Annotated in this window: 22 protein-coding genes; 9 read left to right on the forward strand and 13 right to left on the reverse strand. The window is 68.0% G+C overall.

All coding sequences use genetic code 11. The features are described from left to right. The 5 genes from PI990_RS10175 (at position 1) to PI990_RS10195 (ending at position 4,899) form a co-directional block, all read left to right on the forward strand. On the forward strand, positions 1 to 591 hold the full coding sequence (locus PI990_RS10175) for an RNA polymerase sigma factor (protein WP_271660526.1): 591 nt from the start codon (positions 1 to 3) through the stop codon (positions 589 to 591). Continuing rightward, positions 588 to 1,391 (forward strand): hypothetical protein, encoded by an 804-nt coding sequence (locus tag PI990_RS10180; protein WP_271660527.1) that lies wholly within the window; start codon positions 588 to 590, stop codon positions 1,389 to 1,391. Before PI990_RS10175 ends, PI990_RS10180 begins: the two co-directional genes overlap by 4 nt. A 56-nt stretch (positions 1,392 to 1,447) precedes the next feature. Then, the gene (locus tag PI990_RS10185) at positions 1,448 to 3,892 is read left to right on the forward strand and encodes a hypothetical protein (RefSeq protein ID WP_271660528.1); all 2,445 of its coding nucleotides are present in this window, start codon (positions 1,448 to 1,450) and stop codon (positions 3,890 to 3,892) included. Continuing rightward, positions 3,889 to 4,227 carry a hypothetical protein gene (locus tag PI990_RS10190; RefSeq protein ID WP_271660529.1) on the forward strand — a complete coding sequence of 113 codons (339 nt, stop codon included), beginning with the start codon at positions 3,889 to 3,891 and terminating at the stop codon, positions 4,225 to 4,227. The genes PI990_RS10185 and PI990_RS10190 overlap by 4 nt, the downstream gene beginning before the upstream one ends. An 87-nt stretch (positions 4,228 to 4,314) precedes the next feature. Further along, entirely contained in the window at positions 4,315 to 4,899 is a 585-nt protein-coding gene (locus PI990_RS10195; RefSeq protein ID WP_271660530.1) for a hypothetical protein, read from the forward strand. Positions 4,900 to 5,398: 499 nt separating this feature from the next. Here PI990_RS10195 and PI990_RS10200 read toward each other — a convergent pair whose 3' ends face one another. The 8 genes from PI990_RS10200 to PI990_RS10235 form a co-directional block, all read right to left on the reverse strand. Further along, complete coding sequence (locus PI990_RS10200; protein WP_271660531.1) at positions 5,399 to 7,225, reverse strand: long-chain-acyl-CoA synthetase; 1,827 nt, start codon at positions 7,223 to 7,225, stop codon at positions 5,399 to 5,401. A gap of 189 nt (positions 7,226 to 7,414) precedes the next feature. Beyond that, positions 7,415 to 8,239 carry an SDR family oxidoreductase gene (locus PI990_RS10205; protein WP_043245881.1) on the reverse strand — a complete coding sequence of 275 codons (825 nt, stop codon included), beginning with the start codon at positions 8,237 to 8,239 and terminating at the stop codon, positions 7,415 to 7,417. 109 nt (positions 8,240 to 8,348) lie between these two features. Then, positions 8,349 to 10,340 (reverse strand): geranyl-CoA carboxylase subunit apha, encoded by a 1,992-nt coding sequence (gene atuF / locus PI990_RS10210; RefSeq protein WP_271660532.1) that lies wholly within the window; start codon positions 10,338 to 10,340, stop codon positions 8,349 to 8,351. Between the two features lie 34 nt (positions 10,341 to 10,374). Further along, positions 10,375 to 11,172 (reverse strand): isohexenylglutaconyl-CoA hydratase, encoded by a 798-nt coding sequence (gene atuE, locus PI990_RS10215; protein ID WP_263403422.1) that lies wholly within the window; start codon positions 11,170 to 11,172, stop codon positions 10,375 to 10,377. Between the two features lie 66 nt (positions 11,173 to 11,238). Next, positions 11,239 to 12,399, reverse strand: coding sequence for a citronellyl-CoA dehydrogenase (atuD, locus tag PI990_RS10220; RefSeq protein ID WP_043245879.1), 1,161 nt, complete (start codon positions 12,397 to 12,399; stop codon positions 11,239 to 11,241). Positions 12,400 to 12,460: 61 nt separating this feature from the next. Beyond that, entirely contained in the window at positions 12,461 to 14,077 is a 1,617-nt protein-coding gene (atuC, locus tag PI990_RS10225) for a geranyl-CoA carboxylase subunit beta (protein ID WP_265168031.1), read from the reverse strand. Positions 14,078 to 14,080: 3 nt separating this feature from the next. After that, positions 14,081 to 14,950, reverse strand: coding sequence for an SDR family oxidoreductase (locus PI990_RS10230; protein WP_021222862.1), 870 nt, complete (start codon positions 14,948 to 14,950; stop codon positions 14,081 to 14,083). Positions 14,951 to 14,957: 7 nt separating this feature from the next. Further along, positions 14,958 to 16,751: an acyclic terpene utilization AtuA family protein gene (locus PI990_RS10235; RefSeq protein ID WP_271660533.1), complete on the reverse strand. Its 1,794-nt coding sequence runs from the start codon at positions 16,749 to 16,751 to the stop codon at positions 14,958 to 14,960. Between the two features lie 208 nt (positions 16,752 to 16,959). On the opposite strand from PI990_RS10235, the gene PI990_RS10240 reads away from it, so the two are divergent. Both PI990_RS10240 and PI990_RS10245 read left to right on the forward strand, forming a co-directional pair. Beyond that, positions 16,960 to 17,583 (forward strand): TetR/AcrR family transcriptional regulator, encoded by a 624-nt coding sequence (locus tag PI990_RS10240; RefSeq protein WP_184489342.1) that lies wholly within the window; start codon positions 16,960 to 16,962, stop codon positions 17,581 to 17,583. A gap of 54 nt (positions 17,584 to 17,637) precedes the next feature. Further along, entirely contained in the window at positions 17,638 to 18,459 is an 822-nt protein-coding gene (locus tag PI990_RS10245) for a substrate-binding periplasmic protein (protein ID WP_271660534.1), read from the forward strand. Here the strand turns inward: PI990_RS10245 and PI990_RS10250 are convergent. The 5 genes from PI990_RS10250 to eat all read right to left on the reverse strand — a co-directional run bounded on the left by PI990_RS10250 (position 18,410) and on the right by eat (position 23,230). Then, the gene (locus tag PI990_RS10250) at positions 18,410 to 19,168 is read right to left on the reverse strand and encodes a CPBP family intramembrane glutamic endopeptidase (RefSeq protein ID WP_271660535.1); all 759 of its coding nucleotides are present in this window, start codon (positions 19,166 to 19,168) and stop codon (positions 18,410 to 18,412) included. The two genes, PI990_RS10245 and PI990_RS10250, sit on opposite strands and share 50 nt — an antisense overlap. 50 nt (positions 19,169 to 19,218) lie before the next feature. Then, positions 19,219 to 19,386: a DUF2897 family protein gene (locus tag PI990_RS10255; protein WP_271660536.1), complete on the reverse strand. Its 168-nt coding sequence runs from the start codon at positions 19,384 to 19,386 to the stop codon at positions 19,219 to 19,221. A 245-nt stretch (positions 19,387 to 19,631) separates the two neighbouring features. Further along, positions 19,632 to 20,387, reverse strand: a complete 756-nt coding sequence (gene eutC, locus PI990_RS10260) for an ethanolamine ammonia-lyase subunit EutC (RefSeq protein ID WP_271660537.1) — start codon at positions 20,385 to 20,387, stop codon at positions 19,632 to 19,634. Then, a complete protein-coding gene (locus PI990_RS10265; RefSeq protein WP_184489274.1) occupies positions 20,387 to 21,778 on the reverse strand; it encodes an ethanolamine ammonia-lyase subunit EutB in 1,392 nt (463 codons plus the stop codon). Before PI990_RS10265 ends, eutC begins: the two co-directional genes overlap by 1 nt. A gap of 81 nt (positions 21,779 to 21,859) precedes the next feature. After that, positions 21,860 to 23,230 (reverse strand): ethanolamine permease, encoded by a 1,371-nt coding sequence (gene eat / locus PI990_RS10270; RefSeq protein WP_271660538.1) that lies wholly within the window; start codon positions 23,228 to 23,230, stop codon positions 21,860 to 21,862. A 461-nt stretch (positions 23,231 to 23,691) separates the two neighbouring features. On the opposite strand from eat, the gene PI990_RS10275 reads away from it, so the two are divergent. Further along, entirely contained in the window at positions 23,692 to 23,781 is a 90-nt protein-coding gene (locus PI990_RS10275; protein WP_021220384.1) for a K(+)-transporting ATPase subunit F, read from the forward strand. A gap of 8 nt (positions 23,782 to 23,789) precedes the next feature. After that, a complete protein-coding gene (gene kdpA, locus PI990_RS10280; RefSeq protein WP_021220383.1) occupies positions 23,790 to 25,487 on the forward strand; it encodes a potassium-transporting ATPase subunit KdpA in 1,698 nt (565 codons plus the stop codon). Positions 25,488 to 25,498 lie beyond the last annotated feature (11 nt).

Raw genomic sequence — 25,498 nt, forward strand, 5'->3', positions numbered from 1 at the left:
TTGAGCGAACCCATCACGGATGACGACGCCGCCCTGCTGCGGCGCTACCGACACGGCGATGCCGAGGCCTTTGGCGTGCTCTACGCACGCCATCGCCTCGGCCTCTACCGTTTTCTCTGCGGGCTGTGCGGCGACGCCAGCCTGGCCGAGGAGATCTTCCAGGAAACCTGGCTGAACCTGATCCGCAGCGCCACCGAGCAGCGCGAGCAGGTGGCCTTCAAGACCTGGCTCTACCAGATCGCCCGCAACCGCCTGATCGACCATTGGCGCAAGCACGGGCGGCTGAACGGGCGTGTCGAGGAATTCGACGAACAGGCCCATGGCGACGCCCTGCTTGGCAGCAGCGAGGACCCGGCGGAGCAGCTCAGCCTCAGTCGCGACCGCCAGCGCCTGCAGGCCGCCCTGGAAGAGCTGCCCGGCGAGCAGCGCGAGGTGTTCCTGCTGCGCGCCCACGGCGACCTCGAAGTGCACGAGATCGCCGAGATGACCCGCACGCCCGCCGAGACGGTGAAGAGCCGCCTGCGCTACGCGATGCAGAAGCTACGTCGGTTGCTGGCCGATCCGGCCGCCACCGAGGAGGTATCCACATGAACCAGGACCCACGCAAGCCGGAAGGGTTGGAGCAGCAGATGCTCGCCCACTTCCGTGCCCATGAAGGGGGCGAACCGTCCGCCGAGCTGGATGCGCGCATCCTCGCCGCGGCGCGTGCCGCCGTGCGTCCCGCCACGCCGAACCTGGCTGAGCGCCTGCATGCCTGGCTGTTCGGCCCCGGTGGTCGCCAGCGCTGGTCGGTGGCCTTCGCCGGCCTCGCCTGCCTGGGCATCGGTGTCAGCCTCACCTGGCGCAACCTCGACCGCCCTGATCTCGACTACGGCAACAGCGCCCCGGCCCCGGCGGCGATGATGATGCCGGCGCCCATCGTGCCCGCCGCACCCGCGGCTGCACCGATAGCCCGTTCCAGCGTCGCGGCCGGCGACACCGCCGTTGCCGGGAGCATGGAGAGTGCCCCGGAGCCCTCCATCCAGGCTTACGCCGCTCCGGCGCCGGCCGAGGCACCGCAGATGGCCCGCGAGGCGAAGAAGATGGCGGCCTCGCGCCTGGCTGAAGAGGCCGAGCGCCAGGCTCCGGTGGATGCCCTGTCCGACCAGGCCGAAGTGCGCGAGCAGGCCGTCGAAACCATGAAGGCCGAAGCCTCCGCCCTGGCCGCCAAGCCGCGCATGGCACCGGGCAAGGCCAAGGAAGCCACCCTGGTGGAGCAACTCGAAGCGCTGCTGCAACTGCGCGAGAAGGGCGATACCCAGGCCGCCGACGCGTTGCTGGCGCGTCTGCGTGAAGCCAACCCGCAACTGGATATCGAGGCCGAGCTGGATCGGCTCGGGAAACGCCGCTGATCCGGCCCCGGCGGTGTTGAACCGCCGGGGCCGCGAGCGGCGCAAGGAGCGCGCGATTGTCCATCCCATCCACCGAGCCTGACGACAAGAGCTTCGGCCGCCTGCTGCTGGAGCTGTTGGTGCAGCTGGCGCTAACCCTCCTGCCCATCGTCATCTGCGCCTGGCTGCCCCTGCCGTTGTCGGCCGCCCTGGTGGCGCTGTTCGTCCTGGTCGTCAGCCTGGTCGCGCGTCTGGGGCGCATGACCCTGGCGCGGCGCCTCAGCCCGCAGCTGTCCTGCGCCATGATCGGCCTGGGCATTGGCGTCGGTCGCGCGCTACCCGGCTACTGGGGCATCTTCGCCGGCATAGTCGCGGTGTTCTGCGGCCTCGCCGCGCTGGCCGCCTGGGAGCGCCGCCTGGGTATCGCCGAGCCCTCGCCTGCACCGGGGGCCAACGCCTGGGGCAGCAGCGGCCCGCTGCTGACGCCCGAGGGCCAGCCGGTGCACAGCTTCAACTGGAGCGAAATCGCCATGGGCGGGCCCGCCTTCTGCGACCACCTGCTGCCCGACGGCGTGGTGCTGGAGGGGCTGGGCACCTCGCTGTGCTTCTCCAGTGACGGCCGTTACCTTGCCGCGCCCATCCCCTCGCGGGGCGAATGGGGCCTGGTGATCTTCGACCGCCAGTTGCGCCGCTTGTACCAGTGCGCCAACGGCCAGCAGTTCTGGGAGCTGGATGCCTTCGATGGCGAGGTGCTGCGCGGCCGCCACAGCCCGCTGGTGGCCAATCAGGCCCGCGAGGTGCGCCTCGAGGAGTTGCTGGCCAGCGCCCAGAGCGAAGACTTCGTCGCGCTCGGCGACCTCTGGCTCAGCCCGGCCTGGGCCGAGCGCCTGCCCGTCCCCCGCGACTTTCCTGCTCCCGCCGGGGCGCACCGCCTGCGGGGCTTGCCGTACCTGCCGGCCAGCCTGCGTGAACTGGACAACCCGCTCGCCCCCTTGGCCAACCCCGCCTGCGAGCTGTGGCTCGACGATCAGCCCAGCGGCCTGCTGCTGGCGGACGGCGAAGCGGTGATCTGGCGCGACGATGGCCGTGCCCTGGTGTGCCGTGCGCGCCCGACCGCCGAGCTGGAGCGGGGCTGGAGCAACGACTGCTGGTTGTGGGAGGAGGGGGGCGGCTGGCGTCAGCTGGAGGAGCCCTGGCAGGCGCTGGATGGCGAGCCGCGCCTCAACCTGGGCGCACCGCTGCGTATCGACGGGCGGCAACTGTGGCGCGCCGCCTATCTCGACTTCGCCGGCACCGACCGCCTCGGCTTCGGCTACGGCCTCTACAGCATCCACAGCGACAGCGAGACCCTGGCCGGCCTCGATGAGCAGGGCCGTGCCCTGGCCGGCGAGCACCGGCTGACGCAACTGAGCCTCGGCTTATCGCTGGACGGCGCGGGGCGCACCGGCGCCAGCCTGAAGCTGCAGGCCCTGGCCAATGGCTTCGAGCCCTACCTGGACTGGTTGCGCGACGGCGCGGACGGCCGCCAGGGCGCCTTCGCCTGCCGCATCGGTGACTGGCGGCTCGACGGTGAGTGGTGCCTGGACCACCGCGTTTCCGACTGCGGCCGCTACCTGGCCCTGGTGGCGTTCGCCGAGGCTCCGGCCGTGCCCCATCGCCTGGTGGTGGCGGATATTCGCGAGCGCCGCCTGCGGGTGCTGGAGCAACCCTTGCTGATCGCCCGGCTGCATGACTTCCACGAGGGTGTCGTCAGCCTCGCCCATGTCCTCGGGCGCCTGCCCGAAGGGCACGAATCCGGCCCCCTGCAGCGCTTCACCGAGGCGGCCCCGGACGCACAGGGGGCCGCCACCTTCATGGCCGCTGGTGGCGAGCGCCTCTATTATGAGGTGGCACGGGTGGCGGTCGACCCCGACGCGCTGCGCCTGTTGCCGGCCTGGCGCCTGGCCGAGTGCCCGCCGGTTGCCAACGCGCAGGGGGATTTTGTCCTGCCTGCGCCAGGCGGCGCGGATGCCGCCTGGCTGTTCGGCTGCGAAAGCCGCTTCGCCGATAGCTACCTGCGTGAGCAGGAGCCACGCCTGGGCGGTTGCCTGCTCACGGCCTCCGGCTGCGCGGTCGCCGACCTGGGCCCGGCGATGATCTGGTCGGCCGATGGCCGCTACCTGGCGCTGACCCGCTTCGGCGAATTCCACGATCCACGGGCCGGCAGCTATCCGCTCTGGCACCTGCTGGTGCTGGATACCCACGAACACCGCCTGCACCGCTGCGCCGATCCCATCGGTCTTATGCCGCGCTTCGAAGGCTTCGATGCCGAGGGCCTGCGCATGCGCGTCCATGCCTACGCCTACGAAGTGGAGGGCGACGACGGCGAGTCGCGCCGTTTCAGGCTCGATGAACTGCTGGCTCTGCGAGCGGAACCCTTGCGGCACCAAGGGCCGCTCTGGCTGTCCGAGTCGGAGCGGGAGCGCATCGACCTCTGGCAGCACCTGGATTCCACCCACCTCGCCCCCTGGAGAACCCCATGACCGATAGCCCCTCCGCCATCCTCTCGCTATTCACCTCCATCGGCCTGGTACCCTTGGTGGTGGTCTGGCTGCTGGGGTGCGCCCTGGCTGCCCGCTACTGGCGCGCCCAGCCCCGCGCCGCCGGCCTGTGCCTGGCCAGCATGCTGATCCTGCTGGTATGGCAGGGCATGAACATGGCCCTGTACGCGTTGATCCCGACCCTGGCCTTCGATATCTGGCCCGACGCGGAGCCCATGTACTTCTACGCCGCCATCAACCTGCTCGGCAGTCTGATCCACACCCTGGCCTTCGGCCTGTTGATCTGGGCGGTCTTTACCGGTCGGGAAGGGGTGTAAAGCTTTGGCAAGTTCCCGGGTTCGGGGTTGCCAGGGCGGGAGTGAGGGGCGAGCATGGCCCTTCATGCCTTGCCTTGCACACTGCCCATGACCCGTTTCCCATTCGCCTTATTGCTGTTCCTCGGCCTGCTCGCCGGCTGTGAGCAGGAGGCGCCGCCACCGCAGAAGCCCCCCGCCAGCCCACCGCCGGTGACCCAGGCCGAGAAGCCGGCGCCCGCCGCCCCGGCCAAGGAGGCACCAGCGGCCAAACCGGCCAGCGAGGCCCCCAAGGTGGCGAGCGAAACGCCCAAGCCCACCGCCAAGACCGAACAGAAGCCCGCAGCCAAACCAGAAGCCAAGGCCGAAGCCAAACCGAAGGCGGACGCCAAGCCCGTCGCCAAGGCGGCCCAGCCGGCCACCAGCCCAGCCGGCAATGCACGCAAGCCGGAAAAGACCGAACTGCCCAAGGCCAAGCTCGACCTGCGCCTGCCCAAGCACCTGGTGGACAAACTCGAGCCCGAGATCGTGGAGGAGCGCAAGGCCGAAGAGCCCTTGCTGCCGCCGATGTTCACCGAGAAGGCGCCCACCGAAGGCCCCTTCCAGCTCAACGGCAAGCTGCTTACCAACGAGAAGGAAGACGACTACTGGCGCTCGGTTGAAGGGGCGGAACTGCAGTTCGAGTTCAAGCAGTAACGGGGTAACCGCACTCGCCGGTTGGCACCCTGGTTCGGGTTGGGCGCGGTGCCGTAGGTTGGCGCCGAGCGCAGCGAGGCCCAACGCCGCCATGCCCGGTCTCGCGGCAGACTATCCCTGTGGGAGCGGCTTCAGCCGCGAAAGACCTGCAGCCGGCACAGGGCAGCGAGTCACCGGGTATTCCATCGCGAATGAATTCGCTCCCACGAGGCGGGCGACGGTGCTTGCTGCAAGATCGCTTGGTGGATGAACAGAGCGTCATCCACCCTGCCGGTTGGCACCGTGGTTCGGGGTGGGCGCGGTGCCGTAGGTTGGCGCCGAGCGCAGCGAGGCCCAACACAGCCATGTCCGCTCTCGCGGCGGGCTCTCCCTGTGGGAGCGGCTTCAGCCGCGAAAGACCTGCAGCCGGCACAGGGCGGCGAGTCGCCGGGTATTCCATCGCGAATGAATTCGCCCCCACGAGGCGTGCCTGACGACCAACCCCGCGTGCAAGGGCGGATCAGAAGCGGTATTCCCCGCTCTGGATCGCCTGGTGCAGCGTGTTGTCCAGCGGGCGGAAGGCGGTTTCGCCGGGCAGACGCACGAACAGCGGCTCGCTGATCTGGCCCGGGTCGAAGCCACTCTTCTTCAGGTCGGTCTTCTTGTACTTGAAGGTGCCGGTGGTCTCGATCTCCGCCAGAAGGCGGATGAACAGCGGGGCCGCATAAGGCGGCAGCTCGCGGTCCAGGTGCTCGGCCACCGCCTGGGCGTCCAGCTCAGCCCCGCTGCCCAGGCGCAGCGCAGCCATGCCGCAGCGGCCGTTGGTGCCGGGAATCTCCACCCCATAGACCACTGCATCCTCCACGCCGCCGAAGGCGCCCAGCACGCTTTCCACCTCGGTGGTGGAGACGTTCTCGCCCTTCCAGCGGAAGGTGTCGCCGAGGCGGTCGACGAACTGCGCGTGCTTGCAGCCGATGTCGCGCATCAGGTCGCCGGTGTTGAACCAGGCATCGCCCTTCTTGAACACGTCCCGCAGGATCACCGACTCGCTCTTGGCCGGGTCGGTGTAGCCGTCGAACGGCCACTTGGGGCTGATCTCGCTGATCAGCAGGCCCGGCTCGCCGGTGGCGACCTTCTCCAGGTAGCCCTTGTGGTCACGCACCGGGCGGTCGCTTTCCAGGTCGTAGCGGACGATGGCGTAGGTGGCCGGCGAGAAGCCCACGGTGTTGTCGAAGTTGAACACGTTGGTGAAGCCGATGTTGCCTTCGCTGGAGGCATAGAACTCGGTGATGCGCTCGATGCCGAAGCGCTCCTTGAACTCGGCCCAGATGGCCGGACGCAGGCCGTTGCCGATCATGCAGGTGAGGCTGTTGTTACGTTCTTCCTCGCTCGGCGCCTGGTTCAGCAGGTAGCGGCACAGCTCGCCGATGTATCCGAAGCAGGTGGCCTGGTACTGGGCCACGTCCTTCCAGAAGCTGCTGGCGGAGAACTTGCGGCGCAGGGCGATGGCGGCGCCGCCGGCCAGCACCGAGGCCCAGCTCACGGTAACCGCGTTGTTGTGGTAGCAGGGTAGGGTCAGGTAGAAGACGTCGGTGTCCTTCAGCCCCAGGCCGGAGTGGCCGAAGCCGCCATAGGCCTTGATCCACTTGCCGTGGCTGAGGATCGACGCCTTGGGCAGCCCCGTGGTGCCCGAGGTGTAGATGTAGAAGCACGGGTCCTTGAGGCGCACCTTGGCGGTTTCCGCCGGATTGTCGGCGCTGTGCTCGCCGGCCAGGCGCATCAGGTTGGCCCAGCCCCGTGGGGCCTGGCCCGGATCGCGGCGGGTGTCGGCGTCGGCTATCCAGTAGCGATGCCCGGCACTGTTGCCCAGCTCCTCCTCGACTTCCTCGAAAGCATCCCGCAGCTCCTCGCCCACCACGTAGTGGCTGGCCTTGACCAGGGTCAGGCTGTGGGCCAGCACCTTGCCGCGCTGGGTGGTGTTGACCAGCGCGGCGATGGCGCCGAGCTTGGCCAGGGCCGCCAGCACCGCCAGCACCTCGATGCGGTTCTCCAGCATCACCGCCACCACCTTGCCGTGGGCCACGCCCTCGGATTTGAGCGCGTGGGCCAGGCGGTTGGCCCAGGCGTTGAACTCGGTGTAGGTCAGGCGGCGGGTCTCGTCGATCACCGCAGGGCGCTGGGGGAATTTCTGCGCGGCGCGTTCCAGCGCCCAGCCCAGCGACAGCGTTTTCTCGCGGTTGCGGATGCCGGTGTAGTAAAGGCCCAGCAGCATGCGCGGTACACGTGGCAGGTTGCCCGGCAGGCGGGCGAGAAAGCGGAACGGGGAAATCAGATCGGCCTGGGTCATGGCTCTCGCACTTTGTCGTTGTTATGGGCAGGCAATGGCACTTTCACGACTGTAGAAGCCGTTCGGGCAAAACGGTATGACCGTGGCGCGGGGAAGGGCGGGCAGATGGGCAAATAGAGGGTGCCCGTACCTGCGCGGAAACACTGCGAGGGTACGGGCGTAGCCCGGGCTTCAGCCCGGGAGGGGCGATCAGTCGAGGAACAGGTCCGGCACCAGGCTGCCGCCTTCGGGGTCGAAGCGGTAGTGCTCGAACTCGGTCTGGCCCTGCTCGCGGAGGATTTCCTCGTCGATCAGCAGGCGCCCGGTGATGCTGCGGCCGGTGCTGGAGAGGATGGCGTAGGCGGCGTCGGCCATGATCGCCGGAGTGCGCGAGCGCTTGAAGGCATCACGGCTGCCCAGCTCGAACTCGATGGCGGCGGTGGCGATCATGGTCTGCGGCCACAGGGAGTTGACGCTGATGCCGTACTTCTTGAACTCCTCGCTCATCCCCAGGGTGAGCATGCTCATGCCGTACTTGGTGACGGTATAGGGGCCGTGCTGGGCGAACCACTTGGGCGCCAGGTTGAGGGGCGGCGACAGATTGAGGATGTGCCCCGCCGCGCTCTTCTTCAGGAAAGGCAGGGCCGCCTGGCTGCAGACCATCACCGCGCGGGTGTTGATCTGGTACAGCAGGTCGAAGCGCTTGGGTTCCAGGTGTTCTACACCCACCAGCTTGATGGCCCCGGCGTTGTTCACCAGCGCATCGATACCGCCGAAATGCTCGGCGGCCTGGGCCATGGCGTCCCGCACGGCGGCCTCGTTGCGCACGTCCAGCTGCAGGGCCAGGGCCTTGCCACCGGCGGCCTCCACTTCCTCGGCAACGCTGAAAATGGTGCCCGGCAGCTTGGCATGGGGCTCGGCGCTCTTCGCCGCGATGACGATATTGGCGCCATCGGCCGCCGCGCGCAGGGCGATCTCACGGCCGATGCCCCGGCTGGCGCCGGTGATGAACAGGGTTTTGGCAGATAGCGACATGATCTTCTCCTTGTTGTTCTCGGGCATGAAAGCTGGAAGCTAGAAGCTAGAAGCCCGCAGGAGCCTGCTCTTGTCTTCCAGCTTCAGGCTTCCAGCTTCAAGCTGTCTTTCAAGCTTCCAACTGCTCTTCAACTTCCACCAACACCTGGCGGTTCTTCACCTGGTCGCCAGCGGTGACCTGCACCCGACGAATGACGCCGTCGATGCCGGCCTTGAGCGGGTGTTCCATCTTCATCGCTTCCAGCACCACCAGCAGCTGGCCCTTGGCGACGCGTTCGCCTTCGCCCACCAGCACGTCGACGATGGCGCCGTCCATGGGGGCCTTTACCGTGCCCGAGCTGGCGGCGTTCAGGCCGCCGGCGGGTTCGTGGGTGACGTCGAGCAGTTCCAGGTTGCCGTGCTGGCCATAGAGCCACAGACGCCCGGCGGAGTGATGGTAGGCCACGCGGCGGCGCACGCCGTCCAGCTCCAGGGTGGCCCAGCGGCCATCGGCGCGCAGCAGGGCGATGGCCACCTCGCTGTCACCGACGCGTGCCTGCAGGCGCGGGCGCACACCGGCTTCCAGCACGCTCAGCTCCACCGCCAGCTTCTGCTCGCCGTGGCGCAGCACGAAGCGCCACGGCGCGCTGCCGGCGCTGCGCCAGCCGGCGAGGCCGGCCTGGTGGGCACGGGATTCGGCCGAGGCCTGGTAGAGCAGGGCGGCGGCGGTGGCCAGCTCCGTGGCGCTGGGCGCATGGGCGCGCAGGCTCGGGTCGTCGCTGAAGTGTTCGCCGATGAAGGCGGTGGTGGCATGGCCGGCGGCGAACTCGGGGTGCGCCAGCAGGTTGGCGAGAAAACGCTGGTTGCCGTTGACGCCCAGCAGCACGCAATCCTCCACGGCGCGCACCAGCTTGCGCCGGGCTTCGTCGCGGGTGGCGCCCCAGGCGATCACCTTGGCCAGCATCGGGTCGTAGAAGGGCGTTACCGGCTGGCCTTCCACCAGGCCGTGGTCGATGCGGATGCCGGGCAGCTCGGACGGCTCCCAGCGCAGCACCTCGCCGGTTTGCGGAAGGAAGTTGCTGGCCGGGTCCTCGGCGTACAGGCGCACTTCCATGGCGTGGCCGTCGAGGCGGATCTCGTCCTGCGCCAGCGGCAGCGGCTGCCCCTCGGCCACGCGGATCTGCCAGGCCACCAAGTCCTGCCCGGTGATCAGCTCGGTCACCGGGTGTTCCACCTGCAGGCGGGTGTTCATCTCCAGGAAGTAGAAGTCGCCGCTGGCATCGAGGAGGAATTCCACGGTGCCGGCGCCGACGTAGTTCACCGTGCGCGCGGCCTTCACCGCCGCCTCGCCCATGGCGCGGCGCAGCTCCGGGGTCATCACCGGGCAGGGCGCTTCCTCCACCACCTTCTGGTGGCGGCGCTGCACCGAGCAGTCGCGCTCGCCGAGGTAGACGATGTTGCCGTGCTGGTCGCCGAAGACCTGGATCTCCACATGGCGCGGGCGGATCACCGCGCGTTCGAGAATCAGCTCGCCGGAGCCGAAGGCGTTCTGCGCTTCGGAGCGCGCGGTGCGGATCTGCGCGGCCAGCTCGGCGGCTTCGTGCACCAGGCGCATGCCACGGCCGCCACCACCGGCGCTGGCCTTGATCATCAGCGGGTAGCCGATGCGTTCGGCCTCGCGGGCCAGGGTCGAGTCGTCCTGCTCGGCGCCTTCGTAGCCCGGGATGCAGGGCACCTGGGCGTCGAGCATGGCGATCTTCGACAGGCGCTTGCTGCCCATCAGGTGGATGGCCTCCACCGTGGGGCCGATGAAGACGATGCCGGCGGCCTCGCAGGCCCGGGCGAACTCGGCGTTCTCGGAGAGGAAGCCGTAGCCGGGGTGCACCGCGTCGGCACCGGTGCGCCGTGCCGCGGCGATGATCGCCTCGATGCTGAGGTAGGACTGGGCGACCTGGGCCGGGCCGATGCACACGGCCTCGTCGGCCAGTTGCACGTGGCGCGCCTCGCTGTCGGCCTCGCTGTAGACCGCAACGGTGCGGTAGCCGAGTTGCTGCGCGGTGCGCATCACCCGGCAGGCGATTTCACCGCGGTTGGCGATCAGGATCTTGTTGAAGCTGGGCATCGTTGGCTGCTCCTGCCGTACTCGGGATGTGCGCTCATTGCGCCCAGTTGGGTTTGCGTTTCTGCACGAAGGCCATGGTGCCCTCGGCGCCTTCCGCGCCGGTCACCGCCTCGGCGAACCAGCCGGCGGCATCGTCCAGCAGGGCACCCAGCTCGCGCTCGCCGGTGGCCAGCAGCAAGGCCTTGGTGCGGGCGTTGGCGCCGGGGGCGCAGCGACGAACCTGTTCCAGGGTGGCGGCCAGGCGCGCGTCCACCGCCGCGTCATCGGCCTCGGCGAAGTGCACCAGGCCTAGGCGCAGGGCCTCGGCACCGTCGAAACGGGCGGCGGTGAGAGCCAGGCGGCGGGCCTGGGTCAGGCCGATGCGCTTGACCACGAAGGGGGCGATCTGCGCCGGCAGGATGCCCAGGCCGGTTTCCGGCAGGCCGAATTGCGCGCCCTGGTGGGCGATGGCGATATCGGAAATGCACGCCAGGCCGAAGCCGCCGCCCAGCACCGCGCCTTCCAGCACCGCGACCACCACCTGGGGCGTGGCCTGGGCCTCTTCCAGCAGGCTGCCGAAGGCGCGGTTCAGTTCGCGGTAGGCATCGGCCCCGGCGGCGCGCGCCGAGGCCATGTCCTTGATGTCGCCGCCGGCGCAGAAGTGCCCGTCGGCACCGCGCAGCACCAGGGCGCGCACGCTGCGGTCATCGCGCACCGCGGCCAGCACCGCGCGCAGTTCGCCGACCATGGCCAGGCTCATGGCGTTGCGGCTGTCCGGGCGGTTGAGGGTGATGTGCAGCACGCCGGCGGCGGGCTCCAGCAGCAGGGTTTCGCAGTTCGGCAGGTCGCTCATGCCGGCTTCCTCATCATGCTTGGGTCAGGGCGCTGGGCGCGGGTGCGCCCAGCGGACGGTCCGCTATCAGCCTTTCTTTTTGCCGGGCAGGATGCCCATCAGCTTGCAGATGATGCCGAGCATGATCTCGTCGGCGCCGCCGCCGATGCTCACCAGGCGCACGTCGCGGTAGGCGCGGGAGACCGGGTTGTCCCACATGAAGCCCATGCCGCCCCAGTACTGCAGGCAGGCGTCGCTGACTTCGCGGCCCAGGCGGCCGGCCTTGAGCTTGGCCATGGAGGCCAGCTTGGTCACGTCCTTGCCGCTGACGTAGAGCTCGGTGGCCTGGTAGACCAGGGCGCGCAGGGCTTCGATCTCGGTGCTCAGCTCGGCCATGCGGAAGTGAATGACCTGGTTGTCGATCAGCGGGGTACCGAAGGTCTTGCGCTCCTTGCAGTACTCGATCGTGGCGTCGACGCAGTGCTCCAGGCCCTTGATCATGTTGGCCGCGCCGAACAGGCGTTCTTCCTGGAACTGCAGCATCTGCATCATGAAGCCGGCGCCTTCGTGGCCGATGCGGTAGCGCTGGGGCACGCGCACGTTGTCGAAGAACACCTGGGCGGTCTCCGAGCTGCGCATGCCGAGCTTGTCCAGGTGCGGGCTGACGCTGATGCCCGGGGTCTTCATCGGCACCACGATCAGCGATTTGTTGACGTGGGGCTTGTCGTCCGAGGTGTTGGCCAGCAGGCAGATGAAGTCCGCCGAGGGCGAGTTGGTGATCCACATCTTGCTGCCGTTGATCACGTAGTCGTCGCCGTCCTTGCGGGCGGTGGTCTTGAGCCCGGCGACGTCGGAGCCGGCGCCGACCTCGGAGACGCCGATGCAGCCGACCATGTCGCCGCTGATGGCGGGGCGGAGGAATTCGTTGCGCAGGTCGTCGGAGCCGAAGCGGGCCAGGGCCGGGGTGCACATGTCGGTCTGCACGCCGATGGACATGGGGATGCCACCGCAGATGATGGTGCCGAACTCTTCGGCGGCGACGATGGAGTAGCTGTAGTCCAGGCCCATGCCGCCGAATTTCTCCGGCTTGGAGATGCCCAGCAGGCCCAGGTCGCCGGCCTTCTTGAAGATGTCATGGATGGGGAAGCGGCCTTCGCGCTCCCACTGCTCGACATGGGGGTTGATCTCCCTGTCGACGAAATTGCGTACGGTGCGGCGGAGTTCTTCGTGTTCCTGGGTGAAGATCATTGTTGTTGTTCTCCTGGTGGGGTGCGCCCGGCGCACCGTCGATCGGGTTCGGGTGCGGCGCTTAGAAGCGGGCCACGCCAAAGGTGGTGGATTTCAGGGGGCGCGCCTCGGCTTCGGCGCAGATGTCCAGCAGGTAGCCGAGCAGCTTGCGGGTATCGCGCGGGTCGATGAGGCCGTCGTCCCACAGGCTGGCGGTGCCGTACAGCGCGGTGGACTGGCTGTCGAGCTTCTGCGCGGTGACCTGTTCGAGCATGTCGAGCATCTTCGGGTCGGCTTCCTTGCCCTCCTTGGCGTGTTTTTCCTCGGTGACGATGCGCAGCACCTTGCCGGCCTGGGCGCCGCCCATCACGGCGGTGCGGCTGTTGGGCCAGGCGAAGATGAAACGCGGGTCCAGGCCACGGCCGCACATGGCGTAGTTGCCGGCGCCGTAGGAGCCGCCGACGACGATGGTGAGCTTGGGCACGCGGGCGTTGGCCACCGCCTGGATCATTTTCGAGCCGTGCTTGATCACGCCGAGCTGTTCCGACTCGGTGCCGACCATGAAACCGGTGGTGTTGTGGAAGAACAGGATCGGCGTGTTGCTCTGGTCGCACAGCTGGATGAACTGCGCCGCCTTGGCCGCGCCGCGCGGGGTGATCGGGCCGTTGTTGCCGATCAGGCCGCAGCGCTGGCCCTCGATCTGCAGGTGGCCGCAGACGGTCTGGCTGTCGAACTCGTTCTTGAAGTCGAGGAACTCCGAGCCATCGGCCAGGCGGGCGATGATCTCGCGCACGTCGTAGGGCTTCTTGGCGTCCGCCGGGACGATGCCCAGCAGTTCGTGGGCCGGGTACAGCGGCTCGCGCCAGGTCTTGGCCGGGCGCGCCGGCAACTGGGCGTTCCACGGCAGCATGGCGAGGATCTCGCGGGCGATGCGCACGCCGTCGGCGTCGTTCTCGGCCAGGTATTCGGCAGTGCCGGCGACCTGGGCGTGCATCTCGGCGCCGCCCAGTTCCTCGTCCGTCGCCACCTCGCCGGTGGCGGCCTTGAGCAGCGGCGGGCCGGCGAGGAACATCTTGGCCTTGCCGCGCACCACCACCACATAGTCCGACAGCCCGGGCTGGTAGGCGCCGCCGGCGGTGCTGGAACCGTGCACCACGGTGATCTGCGGCAGGCCCATGGCCGACATGCGCGCCTGGTTGGCGAAGCCGCGCGCGCCTTCGACGAAGATGTCGGCGGCGTAGTTGAGGTTGGCGCCGCCGCTTTCGGTCAGCGCCACCACCGGCAGCTTGTTCTCGAAGGCCACCTGCTGCAGGCGCAGGGTCTTCTTCAGGCCGGTGGGGGAGATGGTGCCGCCCTTGATCGCGCTGTTGCTGGCGGTAACCAGGCAGCGCACCCCGGCGATGTAGCCGATCCCGGAGATGATGCCGCCGCCGGCCTGGGTGCCGTCCTTGTCGTCGTGCAGCTTGTAGCCGGCCAGGGACGACAGCTCGAGGAAGGGCGCGCCGGCGTCGAGCAGCAGGTTGAGGCGTTCACGGGGCAGCAACTGGCCGCGCTTGTCGAACTTGGGTTTGGCTTCGGCCGCCTTGTCGAGCACCTTCTGCTCGATCTCGCGGAAGCTGGCGACGGCGGCGAGCATGGCGTCGCGGTTGCGGGCGAAATCTTCGCCGTGCACGTCGAGTTCGGAGTGGATGACGGCCATGGCTTACTCCTCGTCCTTGAACACGGCGGGCATATAGGCCCGGTGGAAACCGTCGTAGGACTCGCTGGCGCGGGCCTTGCCCAGGGTCCAGGCGCGGGTGCCCTGGCTGGCGGCGCCATCGATGCGGATGGTGTTGCCGCTGATGAAATTGGCGCCGGGGGAGAGCAGGAAGACGATGGCGGCCGCCACCTCGGACTCGGTGCCGATGCGCTGCAGCGGGACGTGGTCCTTGAGGGAACGGATCATCGATTTCATGGATTCGGGGTAGGTGTCCATGCCGCTGGAGGCGATCCAGCCCGGTGCCACTGCGTTGACCCGCACCCCGGCGTGGCCCCATTCATAGGCGGCGGTCTTGGTGAAGTTTTCCATGCCGGCGCGGGCGGCGCCGGAGTGGCCCATGCCGGGCATGCCGCCCCACATGTCGGCGAGCATGTTGACGATGCTGCCGCCGGTCTTGCTCATGCTCTGCAGGAAGACCTCCTTGGCCACCAGGAAGCCGCCCACCAGGTTGGTGCGCACCACGGTCTCGAAGCCCTTCTGGTTGATGCCGATGAGCGGCGCGGGGAACTGGCCGCCGGCGTTGTTGACCAGGTGGTGGATGGGGCCGCGCTCGGCCACCACGGCCTTGACCATGGCCTTGACCGCTTCTTCGTCGCGGATGTCGCAGGCCTGCCAGCTGGCGCTGCCGCCGTCTTCGATGATTTCGCCGGCAGTGGCTTCGAGCTTTTCCGCCTTGCGCCCCACCAGCACCACGTGGGCGCCGAGGTGGGCGAGCTCGTGGGCCACGCAGCGGCCGATGCCGCTGCCGCCGCCGGTGACGAGGATGGTCTGGCCGCTGAACAGGCCGGGTTTGAACACGGAATCGTAGGCCATCGCGTGCTTATCCTTTCAGGCTGTCGGCCAGGGCGCGGGGCACCGGCACGGGGAATTCGAGGAGTTGCTGGGCGAAGGCCTTGCCTTGCGGGTCGATGCGCAGGCTGGCGACGCCGCCACCGCCCAGGGCGTTCTCCAGGAGGAAGTTGAGGCTGTGGGTGCCGGGCAGGTACCAGCGCTGCACTTGCCCGGTCTGCGGGTCGAGCACATGGCTCATCCAGTCCACCACCGCTTCGCGGGTCAGCGCCTCGGCGATCCAGGGCAGGTAGTCGGGGTGGCGCGCCATGACGCCGATGTTGCTGTGGTTGCCCTTGTCGCCGGAGCGGGCCACCGCCAGTTTCACCAGCGGCACGCTGGCATCCGCCTGGCCCTGGGGCGCGGGCGGGGTGGCGGCCTCGGCCAGAGCGGCGGCGTCGAAGGCCTGCAGCGACGGCAGCTCGACACCCTGGCGTGCCTCGCCGAGGGTGACTTCCAGGGCGCAGGCCGATTTATCCACCAGGAAGGAAAACAGGCGGATCACCGGGTACACCGTGGGCCGGCCGCCGACGATGCCGGTCAGGCCCGGAGCCATGCCGGTGGCGGCCTGGGCGATCTCGCGGGAGAACAGGATCAGCGCTTCCTTCTTGGCATGGCGCACGCCCAGCTTGACCACGACTTCGCGGTTGTCCTTGCGCTGGCCGTGGGGCCCGTAGGTGGCCTCGCTGCCCAGCAGTTCGATGTTCACCTCGCGGTAGGGCCCCCAGCCGCGGGCGGCGAAGATTTCCTCGGTCTTGGCGATGATCGCGCGGCTCACGCGCTCGGCCTTTTTCACCGCGTCGATGCCGGCGATCAGGCAGCTGGCGGTGCAGCGGAAGCCGTCGGGGTAGGTGGCGCTGACCTTGTACTGGTCGGTGGGCGCCAGTCCCCGGGCGCCGGCGACGCTGACGCGGTGCTCGCCGGCCTGGGCCAGTTCGACGCCGGTGAAGTCGCAGATCACATCGGGCAACAGGTAGGCGCGCGGGTCGCCGATTTCGTAGAGCATCTGCTCGCCGACGCTGAAGGGGCTGACCAGGCCGCCGGTGCCGGGGGCCTTGGTGACGATGAAGCGGCCATCGGCCTCGACTTCGACGATGGGGAAGCCGATGTGCTCGTAGTCGGGCACCTGTTCCCAATCGGTGAAGTTGCCGCCGGTGCATTGGGCGCCGCACTCGATGATGTGGCCGGCGAGGGCGGCCTGGGCGAGCTTGTCGTAGTCGTTCCAGGCCCACTTGAACTCATGCACCAAGGCGGCGCTGACCACGGCGCTGTCCACCACGCGACCGGTGATGACGATGTCGGCGTCCTGCTCCAGGGCGGCGACTATGCCTGGCGCCCCCAGGTAGGCGTTGACCGAGACGCACATGGGCGGCAGCGGCGCGCCGCTGAACATCTCGCTGACGCCGGCCTTGCCCAGGGCGGAGAGCTGGGGTTGCAGGTTGTCGCCGTGGAGCACGGCGATCTTCAGTTGCACGCCGGCCTTTTCGCAGGCCGCCGCCAGGGCCGCCGCGCAGGCCTGGGGGTTGACCCCGCCGGCGTTGCTGATGACGCGGATCTTCTTCTCCGCCAGGGTCGGCAGCAGGGGCGCCAGCACCTCGACGAAGTCGGTGGCGTAGCCCTCGTCGGGCTTCTTCATGCGCGCCCCGGCGAGGATCGACATGGTGATCTCGGCCAGGTAATCGAACACCAGGTAATCGAGCGGTGCGCCATGCACCAGCTGGGCGGCGGCGGTGGAGGTGTCGCCCCAGAAAGCGGAGGCGCAGCCGATGCGTACGGTTTTAGTCATTGTCTTGTCCGCAACACACGAGGAATGTGTTGCGGACATTACCAAGCAAGCGCTTGGTTGAAAAGTGCCGTGTCGACGATTTTTACCCAAGCGCTTGCTTGGGCGTCTGGTGCAGCATAGATTTCACGAATCAAGACAAATACTTGCGGCCCATTCTTAAGTTGGATGGGCAGGCGCAGTGCAGCCGAGGTAGTGGGAACAAATGAGCCTGGACGATCAAAAAGCCCAAGAGGTGATGCGCGAACTGGTGGCCAGCGGCCAGATCACCGACCCGGAAAGCGCCCGTGGCAAGCTGCTGCAGACCGCCGCGCACCTGTTCCGCAGCAAGGGCTACGAGCGCACCACGGTACGCGACCTGGCCAGCGCCGTGGGCATCCAGTCCGGCAGCATCTTTCATCACTTCAAGAGCAAGGACGAGATCCTGCGTTCGGTGATGGAGGAGACCATTCTCTATAACACCGCGCTCATGCATGCCTCGCTGGCGGAGGCGACGACCCTGCGCGAGCGGGTGCTGGCGCTGATCCGCTGCGAGCTGCAGTCGATCATGGGCGGCACCGGCGAGGCCATGGCGGTGCTGGTCTACGAATGGCGTTCGCTGTCGGAGGAGGGCCAGCGCTACATCCTCGAACTGCGCGACACCTACGAGCTGCTCTGGCTGGAGGTGCTCGGCGAGGCCAAGGTCCAGGGTTACTTCAATGCCGACCCCTTCATCCTGCGGCGCTTCCTCACCGGTGCGCTGTCCTGGACCACCACCTGGTTCCGTCCCGAAGGGCCGATGACCCTCGACCAGCTCTGCGAGGAAGCCCTGTCACTGGTGATCAAGGAAGTCTGAGGGCCCTTGAGCTAGTCTTGCCCTCGTGCCGGTTTCCTCTTGTACGGGGCGTCGATGTCTGCCGTTCGGCTTGTTTTCTCGGGTGTTCTGCTGCTCGCGCTGTGCCTGTCATGCAGCAGCGCGTCAGCGGCGCGACCCCGAGAAATCCTCGTTGGCGGCTATCACTTCCCGCCCTACCTGATAAAGCCCGAAGAGCAGGAACAGGGCCTGACCCCCGACCTGGTGGCGCAGCTCAATCGGCTCCAGGCGCGTTTCCATTTCAGCATCGTGCCGACTTCGGCCGCGCGCCGTTACCGCGACCTGGAGCAGGGCCGCTATGACCTGATGCTGTTCGAGGACCCGGACTGGGGCTGGAATGGCGTGCGCTACCAGGGCATCGACATGCGCACCTCCGACGCCGAGGTCTACATCGCACGCACACAGCCGGGGCGCGGGCAGGCTTTTTTCGATGACCTGGCCGGCAAGCGCCTGGCGCTCTACAGCGGCTATCACTACGGTTTCGCCGGCTTCGATGCCGACCCGGAATACCTGGTGCGCGAATTCAATGCGCTGATGACCTATTCCCACGACAGCAACCTGCTGATGGTGCTGCGCGGGCGGGCGGATATCGCGCTGGTGACCCGTTCCTACCTGGGCATGTACCTGGAGCGGAACCCCGAGCAGAAGGCTCAGTTCCTCGTTTCCACCCGGGTCGACCAGAACTACCGCCACTACGCCTTGTTGCGGCCCGGCGCGGCCATCACCCCCGAGCGCTTCACTGTGCTGCTGGACCTGCTGCGGGCCAGCGGCGAGCTGCAGCGCATCTTCGGGCGCTACCAGATCCAGGTCACCCCAGCTTCACTGGATAGCTCAGTAATGCCAGATGGCAGAGATTGACCGCCAGGTGCAGCGCCATCGCCACCCCTAGCCGCCCGCTGAAATGGAAGGCCAGCCCGTAGCCGAGGCCGGCCACCGTCGCCACCGTCGCGAACAGCGGGCTGAACGGCAGGTGCACCGCGCCGAACAGCAGCGCGGTGAGCCCGACTCCGGCCCAGGCACCCAGGCGTGAAACCAGCGCGCCCTGCAACAGGCCGCGGAACACCAGCTCCTCCGCCAGCACCACCGCCAGCAGGTTCACCGGCAGCCAGCGCCACACCAGCTCCGGCCATTTCGGCATCCAGTCCACGAGGTCCAGCCCCAGGGCCAGCGCCGGCACCGCCAGCAGGGTGGCGGCGGTCGTCACGGCGGTGGCCCGCCAGCGCGGGGCGATGGTGGGTGCCGTGCGCCCCAGCCACCAGGCCAGCAGCGCCATGCCCACCAGCGTCTTGTCCCAGGACAGGCGCAGGGCATAGGGCGGCGCGTCGGGGCTCAGGCGCAGCGGTTCTGCCAGGGGCAGGGGCGAAAAGCCGGGCACCAGGTGCGCGGCGAAGGCGATGCTGGCCAGCAGGGTGACGGGGAACCACAGGCGCGCGGGGAGTTTCGGCGCGGCGAGGACCCAGAAGGCATACACCAGCCCGAAGGCCAGGCCGGTATAGGACACCTGCCCGAAGCCGTGGCCCAGAGCGAGGGTGAACAGGGGCAGCAGGATCTGCAGATGGAGCGGCATGGCACCTCCTTGTATCGGTGCCGCACTTTACCCGCGTGTGCGGGCGGGTGTCAGCGCTCCCTGGCTTCCTTGGCGTCCATCTCGGCGTTGCGTTCATGGATGCGCTTGAGCTGCTCCTCGGTCAGGGGCAGTTTCTTCGCCGTATCGCGCAGCATCATCAGGCCGCCGACTATGGAGCCGAGGGCGAGGATCAGGATCAGCCAGGCGTACCAGGGCATGGGAATCTCCTTTCGAGGTGGGCCGCTACTGTAATTCGAACGCGCCGCGCTTGCCGCGTTCCCTTGGCGACCGATGATTGCTTGCACGACCGATCGCGAATGAATTCCCACGAAGAGCGGGCGAATGAATTCGCCCCTACAAGGTTCCGTAGCCCGGACTTCAGTCCGGGGCCGTCGACCACGCGGTTCCCCGGGGTGAAGCGCGGGCTATCCATGCTACGAAGCGTTAGAGCCTGCCGGCTGCCTCAATCCAGCTGCGCCACCGGCTGCAGGTTGCTGTCGTCCTTCAGGCTCACTCCGGACAGCTGCAGGCGCAGCGCCTCGCGGGCCAGGTAGTCGAGCTTGATCGCCGCCAGGGCGTAGGGCAGCCCCTCGGGGCGCACGTTGGAGATGCAGTTGCGCTCGCTGTCCATGCGCCCGACGCGGGGCTGGTAGGTGAGGTACAGGCCCAGGCTGTCGGGGGAGGTGAGGCCCGGGCGTTCGCCGATCAGCATCACCACCAGTTGTGCTCGCAGGGCTTCGCCGATGCCGTCGCCGATGGCCACCCGGCCCTGTTCGGCGAGCACCACCGGGGTGTTCGCCCAGTCGGTGGCGAAGCGTTCGCGGAACAGCTCCAGCAGCGGCAAGGCGTGGCGTTGCACGGCGATGGAGGAGAGCCCGTCGGCGATCACCACCGCCAGCTCCGGGGCGGGTGCCTCGGCGTGCAGGCGGGCCTGGCAATCGTCGTGCAGGCGGCGGCCGCGGTCCGGGCGCAGCAGGTAGGCCTGGCGGTCCTCGGCGTCGCTGCGCACCTGCAGGGTGCGGAAACCGGCGGCCTTGAGCTGCGTGTCGAGGGCGGCGAAATCCAGCGGGTGGTGCACCGCGTCGCGGGCCTGGGCGTGGGCCAGGCCGAAGCGCAGCACCTCGGCGGTGGGCAGGCTGGAGCCGACGCGGCCGAGGGCGATGCGGGCGGAGGTGTGGGCACGGAGTTCGTCCCAGGGGTTGTGCTGCACCAGTTTCATCAGGCGGCTCCCAGTCGTGGCAGGTCCTTGAGCAGGGCGTGGCCCTTGCCGATCTCGCGCAGGCGCCCGGAGGGCTCGGTGATGGCCATGCGCAGCAGCCAGTCCTCGTACTCCGGCGCGCGCTTCAGGCCCAGCACGGAGCGCAGGTAGAGGGCGTCGTGGAAGGAGGTGCTCTGGTAGTTGAGCATGATGTCGTCGGCACCGGGGATGCCCATGATGAAGGTGATGCCCGCCGCGCCCAGCAGGGTGAGCAGGGTGTCCATGTCGTCCTGGTCGGCTTCGGCGTGGTTGGTGTAGCAGACGTCGCAGCCCATGGGCACGCCGAGGAGCTTGGCGCAGAAGTGATCCTCCAGCCCGGCGCGGATGATCTGCTTGCCGTCGTAGAGGTATTCCGGGCCGATGAAGCCGACCACGGTGTTGGTCAGCAGCGGGCGGAACTCCCGGGCCACGGCATAGGCACGCACTTCGCAGGTCTGCTGGTCGACGCCGTGGTGGCCACCGGCGGAGAGGGCGCTGCCCTGGCCGGTCTCGAAGTACATGACGTTGTCGCCGAGGCTGCCGCGCCCCAGCGAAAGAGCCGCTTCGTGGGCTTCCTTGAGGATGGCCAGGGAGACGCCGAAGCTGGCGTTGGTCTTCTCGGTGCCGGCGATGGACTGGAACACCAGGTCGATGGGCGCGCCGGCCTCGATGGCCTGGATCTGCGTGGTGACGTGGGTGAGCACGCAGCTCTGCATGGGAATGGCGAAGTGCTCGCGCACCTCGTCCATCATCTGCCACAGGCGCATCAGGGTCGGCAGCGAGTCACTGGCCGGGTTGATGCCCACCACCGCATCGCCCGAGCCGTAGAGCAGGCCGTCGAGCATGCTGGCGGCGATGCCGCGCACGTCGTCCGTGGGGTGGTTGGGCTGCAGGCGCACCGAGAGATGGCCCGGCAGGCCGATGGTGTTGCGGAAGCGGGTGATCACACGGCATTTCTTCGCCACCAGGATCAGGTCCTGGTTGCGCATCAGCTTGCTCACCGCGGCGACCATCTCCGGGGTCAGGCCCCAGCGTACGGCCTCCAGGGTGGCGGAATCGGTGCTGTCCAGCAGCAGCCAGTCGCGCAGGTCGCCCACGGTCAGGTGGCTGATGGGGGCGAAGGCGAGGGCGTCGTGGCGATCGATGATCAGCCGGGTGACCTCGTCGTCCTCGTAGGGGATCAGCGCCTCGTCGAGGAAGCGCTTGAGCGGCACCTCGGCCAGGGCCAGCTTGGCGGCCATGCGCTCTTCATAGGTGGCGGCGGCGACCCCGGCCAGGTAGTCGCCCGAGCGGGCGGGGCTGGCCTTGGCCAGCAGGGTCTTGAGGTCGGCGAAGCGGTAGACCTGGGCGCCAACGGTGGTCTGGTAAGGCATCACGGCCTCCGGCAGGGAACAGGCGGCAGAAAAGACGAGGCCCGGCGGACCGGGCCTCGTGGCTTGAGCATAGAGCCTTTGTCAGGCGGCATCACCTGTCAGCAGCGCATCGGCCGGGGCGCTGGCGCGATGGTGGGCGGTGAACTGGAACCAGACGAAGCCCACCGCCATGAAGCCGAGGAAGATCAGGCCGATGGTGGTGTTGAACCAGGCCATGGCGATCAGGCAGACCACCGCCAGCACCAGGGCGATGCCCGGGACTATGGGATAGCCCGGCGCGCGGAAGCTGCGCTCCAGGTTCGGCTCGCTCTTACGCAGCTTGAACAGGCTGAGCATGCTCATGATGTACATGACGATGGCACCGAACACGCTCATGGTGATCATCGCGGCGGTCAGGCTCATTCCCTGCAGGTTGATCAGGCCGTCGCTGTAGATGGCGGCGATGCCGATCACGCCGCCGGCGATGATGGCGCGGTGCGGGGTCTGGAAGCGCGACAGCTTGGCCAGGCCGCGGGGCAGGTAGCCGGCGCGGGCGAGGGCGAAGAACTGCCGCGAGTAGCCGAGGATGATGCCGTGGAAGCTGGCCACCAGGCCGAACAGGCCGATCCACACCAGCATGTGCATCCAGCCGGAGTTCTCGCCGACCACGGCTTTCATGGCCTGGGGCAGCGGGTCGTTGATGCCCGACAGCTGGCGCCAGTCGCCGACGCCGCCGGCCATGATCATCACGCCGATGGCGAGGAACACCAGGGTGAGGATGCCGGCCACGTAGGCGCGCGGGATGGTGCGTTTCGGGTCCTTGGCTTCCTCGGCGGCCATGGCCGCACCCTCGATGGCGAGGAAGAACCAGATGGCGAAGGGGATGGCGGCGAAGATGCCGGAGATCGAGGCGCTGCTGAAGGTGTCCGAGCCGGCCCAGCCGTTGAGCACGAAGTTGCTGAAGCTGAAGCCCGGCGCCACCACGCCCATGAACACCAGCAGTTCGGCCACGGCGAGCACGGTGACCACCAGTTCGAAGGTGGCGGCGATGCTGACGCCGAGGATGTTCAGGGTCATGAACACGAAGTAGGCACCCACCGCCGCGTGCTTGGGATCGAGTTCGGGGAACTGCACGTTGAGGTAGGCGCCGATGGCCATGGCGATGGCCGGTGGGGCGAAGACGAATTCGATCAGCGTGGCGATGCCGGCGATCAGGCCGCCGCGCTCACCGAAGGCGCGGCTGCTGTAGGCGAAGGGGCCGCCGGCGTGGGGGATGGCGGTGGTCAGTTCGGTGAAGCTGAAGATGAAGCAGGTGTACATGGTCGCCACCAGCAGCGTGGTGACCAGGAAGCCGAGGGTGCCGGCGGCGCCCCAGCCGTAGCTCCAGCCGAAATACTCGCCGGAAATCACCAGGCCGACGGCGATGCCCCAGAGGTGCAGGGTGCCGAGGGTCGGCTTGAGTTGCAGGGTCATAAAGCCTCCGAGAATGGAATGAACGCAGACGGGGCTGTATTTGCAGTGGCCATGCCAGTTCGCCCCATCAGGTCGCAAAGGCCCGCGACACGTCGTTTACGGGATGCTTCGGCACCTGATCGCCGCCGTTCGTGACTCGCAATGGTGCGCGCAAGGGTTGTAACCAATCGTTTCGGTGCACTGGTCTAGGCCAGTGTGGCGGTTGTGTGACCGCTATATGGCCGCTACCCGGTAACCCTGTAGGGATGAATTCATTCGCCCGAGGGGTACGGAGCGATCCTTTGGCTGGGAGGTGTTTGCAGGGGCATCAATGCAGACATGACAGGTCCCCGGGAGACCAGGATAAGCGCGTTCTTTACGCTTTCTTTATGCCCCGCCCCCGGTCCCCGTCTCGTCCCTTTACGCCCCTCCTGCCGAGAATTCCTCCAAAGCGGCGCAGTCCGCATACCGGAGCAACAGTCATGAGCATTCTCGACGGGTTGTCCCTGGCAATGGCCACGGGGCTTTTCATCTACTTGCTGGTCGCGCTGCTGCGCGCCGAACGCAGCTAGGGGGCGTCATGCAAGTACAGGACTACGGGCTGATTCTGGCCTTCTTCGTGCTGGTGCTGGTGCCAGCGCCTTTCATCGGCCGCTTCATCCATCGCGCGATGGAGGGGCAGCGCACCTTCCTCACGCCGCTCTTCGCTCCCGTCGAGCGTTTCTGCTACCGCATCGCCGGGGTCGATCCCCATAGCGAGCAGGACTGGAAGACCTACACCGTCGCGCTGCTGCTGTTCAACGCCGCCGGCCTGGCGCTGCTGTTTGCCATCCTCATGCTGCAGGGCATGCTGCCGCTCAACCCCCAGAAGCTGCCGGGCCTGGAGTGGACCCTGGCGTTCAACACTGCCGTGAGCTTCGTCACCAACACCAACTGGCAGGCCTACAGCGGCGAGGCGAGCCTGAGCTATTTCAGCCAGATGGTCGGCCTGGGTGTGCAGAACTTCGTCAGCGCCGCCGTCGGCCTCTGCGTGCTGGTGGCCCTGGCCCGTGGCATCAGCCGTCGCAGCACCGACAAGCTCGGCAACTTCTGGGTCGACCTGACCCGCGGCACCCTCTACGCGCTGCTGCCGCTGTGCCTGTTGCTGGCGCTGTTCCTGGTCTGGCAGGGCGTGCCGCAGACCTTCCTCGACTACGTCAGCGTCCACACCCTGGCCGGCACCGACCAGGTGGTCCCGCTCGGCCCGGCGGCCAGCCAGATCGCCATCAAGCAACTGGGCACGAACGGTGGTGGTTTCTTCGGCGTCAACTCCGCGCACCCGTTCGAGAACCCCAGCGCCTGGAGCAACCTGCTGGAAATGGCGTCGATCATCCTGATCCCCGCCGCCCTGGTGTTCACCTTCGGCCACTACGTCAAGGATTTGCGCCAGAGCCGCGCGCTGCTGGCGACCATGCTGATCCTGTTCGTCATCGGCCTGGGCGTGACCCTGTACAGCGAGTTCCAGCCCAACCCGGCCCTGGCCGCGCTGCCCATCGAGCAGTCCGGTTCCCTGGAGGGCAAGGAGAGCCGCCTCGGCATCACCGCCTCGGCTCTCTGGGCGGTGACCACCACGGCTGCGTCCAACGGCTCGGTGAACTCGATGCACGACAGCTTCAGCGCCATCGGCGGGATGATCCCGATGTTCAACATGATGCTCGGCGAGGTGATCTTCGGCGGCGTCGGCGCGGGCCTCTACGGCATGCTGCTGTTCGTGCTGATCGCCGTGTTCCTCGCCGGCCTGATGATCGGTCGCACCCCTGAATACCTCGGCAAGAAGCTGGAGGCCCGCGAGGTACGCCTGCTGGTGGCGACCCTGCTGGTGATGCCGATCGGCGTGCTGGTGTTCTGCTCCCTGGCGGTGAGCCTGCCAGGCCCGGCGGCCTCCATCACCAACCCCGGCGCGCACGGTTTCAGCCAGGCGCTGTACGCCTACACCTCGGGTTCTGCCAACAACGGCTCGGCCTTCGCCGGCTTCGGCGCCAACACGCCGTTCCATAACGTCATGATCGGCCTGGCGATGCTGCTCGGCCGCTTCGGCTACATCCTCCCGGTACTGGCCATCGCCGGCAGCCTGGCGGCCAAGCAGCGCGCGCCGGTGGGTGGCAACAGCTTCCCCACCCACGGCCCGCTGTTCGTCACCCTGCTGACCCTGACCATCCTCCTGGTCGGTGGCCTGACCTTCCTCCCGGCATTGGCCCTGGGGCCGATTGCCGAACACCTCGCGCTGATCGGCCTTTAAGGGAGACCCGC

It is taken from the genome of Pseudomonas sp. TUM22785, assembly GCF_028198105.1.
GTDB classification, from domain to species: Bacteria; Pseudomonadota; Gammaproteobacteria; order Pseudomonadales; family Pseudomonadaceae; genus Metapseudomonas; species Metapseudomonas solani.

What these genes read in the sequence shown, in the direction of transcription:
- atuE (WP_263403422.1), bottom strand. Translation starts at nt 11,172, where the DNA reads ATGAGCGACCTGCCGAACTGCGAAACCCTGCTGCTGGAGCCCGCCGCC.
- atuC (WP_265168031.1), bottom strand. Translation starts at nt 14,077, where the DNA reads ATGGCCGTCATCCACTCCGAACTCGACGTGCACGGCGAAGATTTCGCC.
- PI990_RS10275 (WP_021220384.1), top strand. Translation starts at nt 23,692, where the DNA reads ATGAGCATTCTCGACGGGTTGTCCCTGGCAATGGCCACGGGGCTTTTC.
- PI990_RS10250 (WP_271660535.1), bottom strand. Translation starts at nt 19,168, where the DNA reads ATGCCGCTCCATCTGCAGATCCTGCTGCCCCTGTTCACCCTCGCTCTG.
- PI990_RS10205 (WP_043245881.1), bottom strand. Translation starts at nt 8,239, where the DNA reads ATGTCGCTATCTGCCAAAACCCTGTTCATCACCGGCGCCAGCCGGGGC.
- PI990_RS10255 (WP_271660536.1), bottom strand. Translation starts at nt 19,386, where the DNA reads ATGCCCTGGTACGCCTGGCTGATCCTGATCCTCGCCCTCGGCTCCATA.
- atuF (WP_271660532.1), bottom strand. Translation starts at nt 10,340, where the DNA reads ATGCCCAGCTTCAACAAGATCCTGATCGCCAACCGCGGTGAAATCGCC.
- PI990_RS10235 (WP_271660533.1), bottom strand. Translation starts at nt 16,751, where the DNA reads ATGACTAAAACCGTACGCATCGGCTGCGCCTCCGCTTTCTGGGGCGAC.
- kdpA (WP_021220383.1), top strand. Translation starts at nt 23,790, where the DNA reads ATGCAAGTACAGGACTACGGGCTGATTCTGGCCTTCTTCGTGCTGGTG.
- PI990_RS10265 (WP_184489274.1), bottom strand. Translation starts at nt 21,778, where the DNA reads ATGCCTTACCAGACCACCGTTGGCGCCCAGGTCTACCGCTTCGCCGAC.
- PI990_RS10195 (WP_271660530.1), top strand. Translation starts at nt 4,315, where the DNA reads ATGACCCGTTTCCCATTCGCCTTATTGCTGTTCCTCGGCCTGCTCGCC.
- PI990_RS10230 (WP_021222862.1), bottom strand. Translation starts at nt 14,950, where the DNA reads ATGGCCTACGATTCCGTGTTCAAACCCGGCCTGTTCAGCGGCCAGACC.
- eat (WP_271660538.1), bottom strand. Translation starts at nt 23,230, where the DNA reads ATGACCCTGCAACTCAAGCCGACCCTCGGCACCCTGCACCTCTGGGGC.
- PI990_RS10190 (WP_271660529.1), top strand. Translation starts at nt 3,889, where the DNA reads ATGACCGATAGCCCCTCCGCCATCCTCTCGCTATTCACCTCCATCGGC.
- PI990_RS10200 (WP_271660531.1), bottom strand. Translation starts at nt 7,225, where the DNA reads ATGACCCAGGCCGATCTGATTTCCCCGTTCCGCTTTCTCGCCCGCCTG.
- PI990_RS10245 (WP_271660534.1), top strand. Translation starts at nt 17,638, where the DNA reads ATGTCTGCCGTTCGGCTTGTTTTCTCGGGTGTTCTGCTGCTCGCGCTG.
- eutC (WP_271660537.1), bottom strand. Translation starts at nt 20,387, where the DNA reads ATGAAACTGGTGCAGCACAACCCCTGGGACGAACTCCGTGCCCACACC.
- atuD (WP_043245879.1), bottom strand. Translation starts at nt 12,399, where the DNA reads ATGATCTTCACCCAGGAACACGAAGAACTCCGCCGCACCGTACGCAAT.
- PI990_RS10180 (WP_271660527.1), top strand. Translation starts at nt 588, where the DNA reads ATGAACCAGGACCCACGCAAGCCGGAAGGGTTGGAGCAGCAGATGCTC.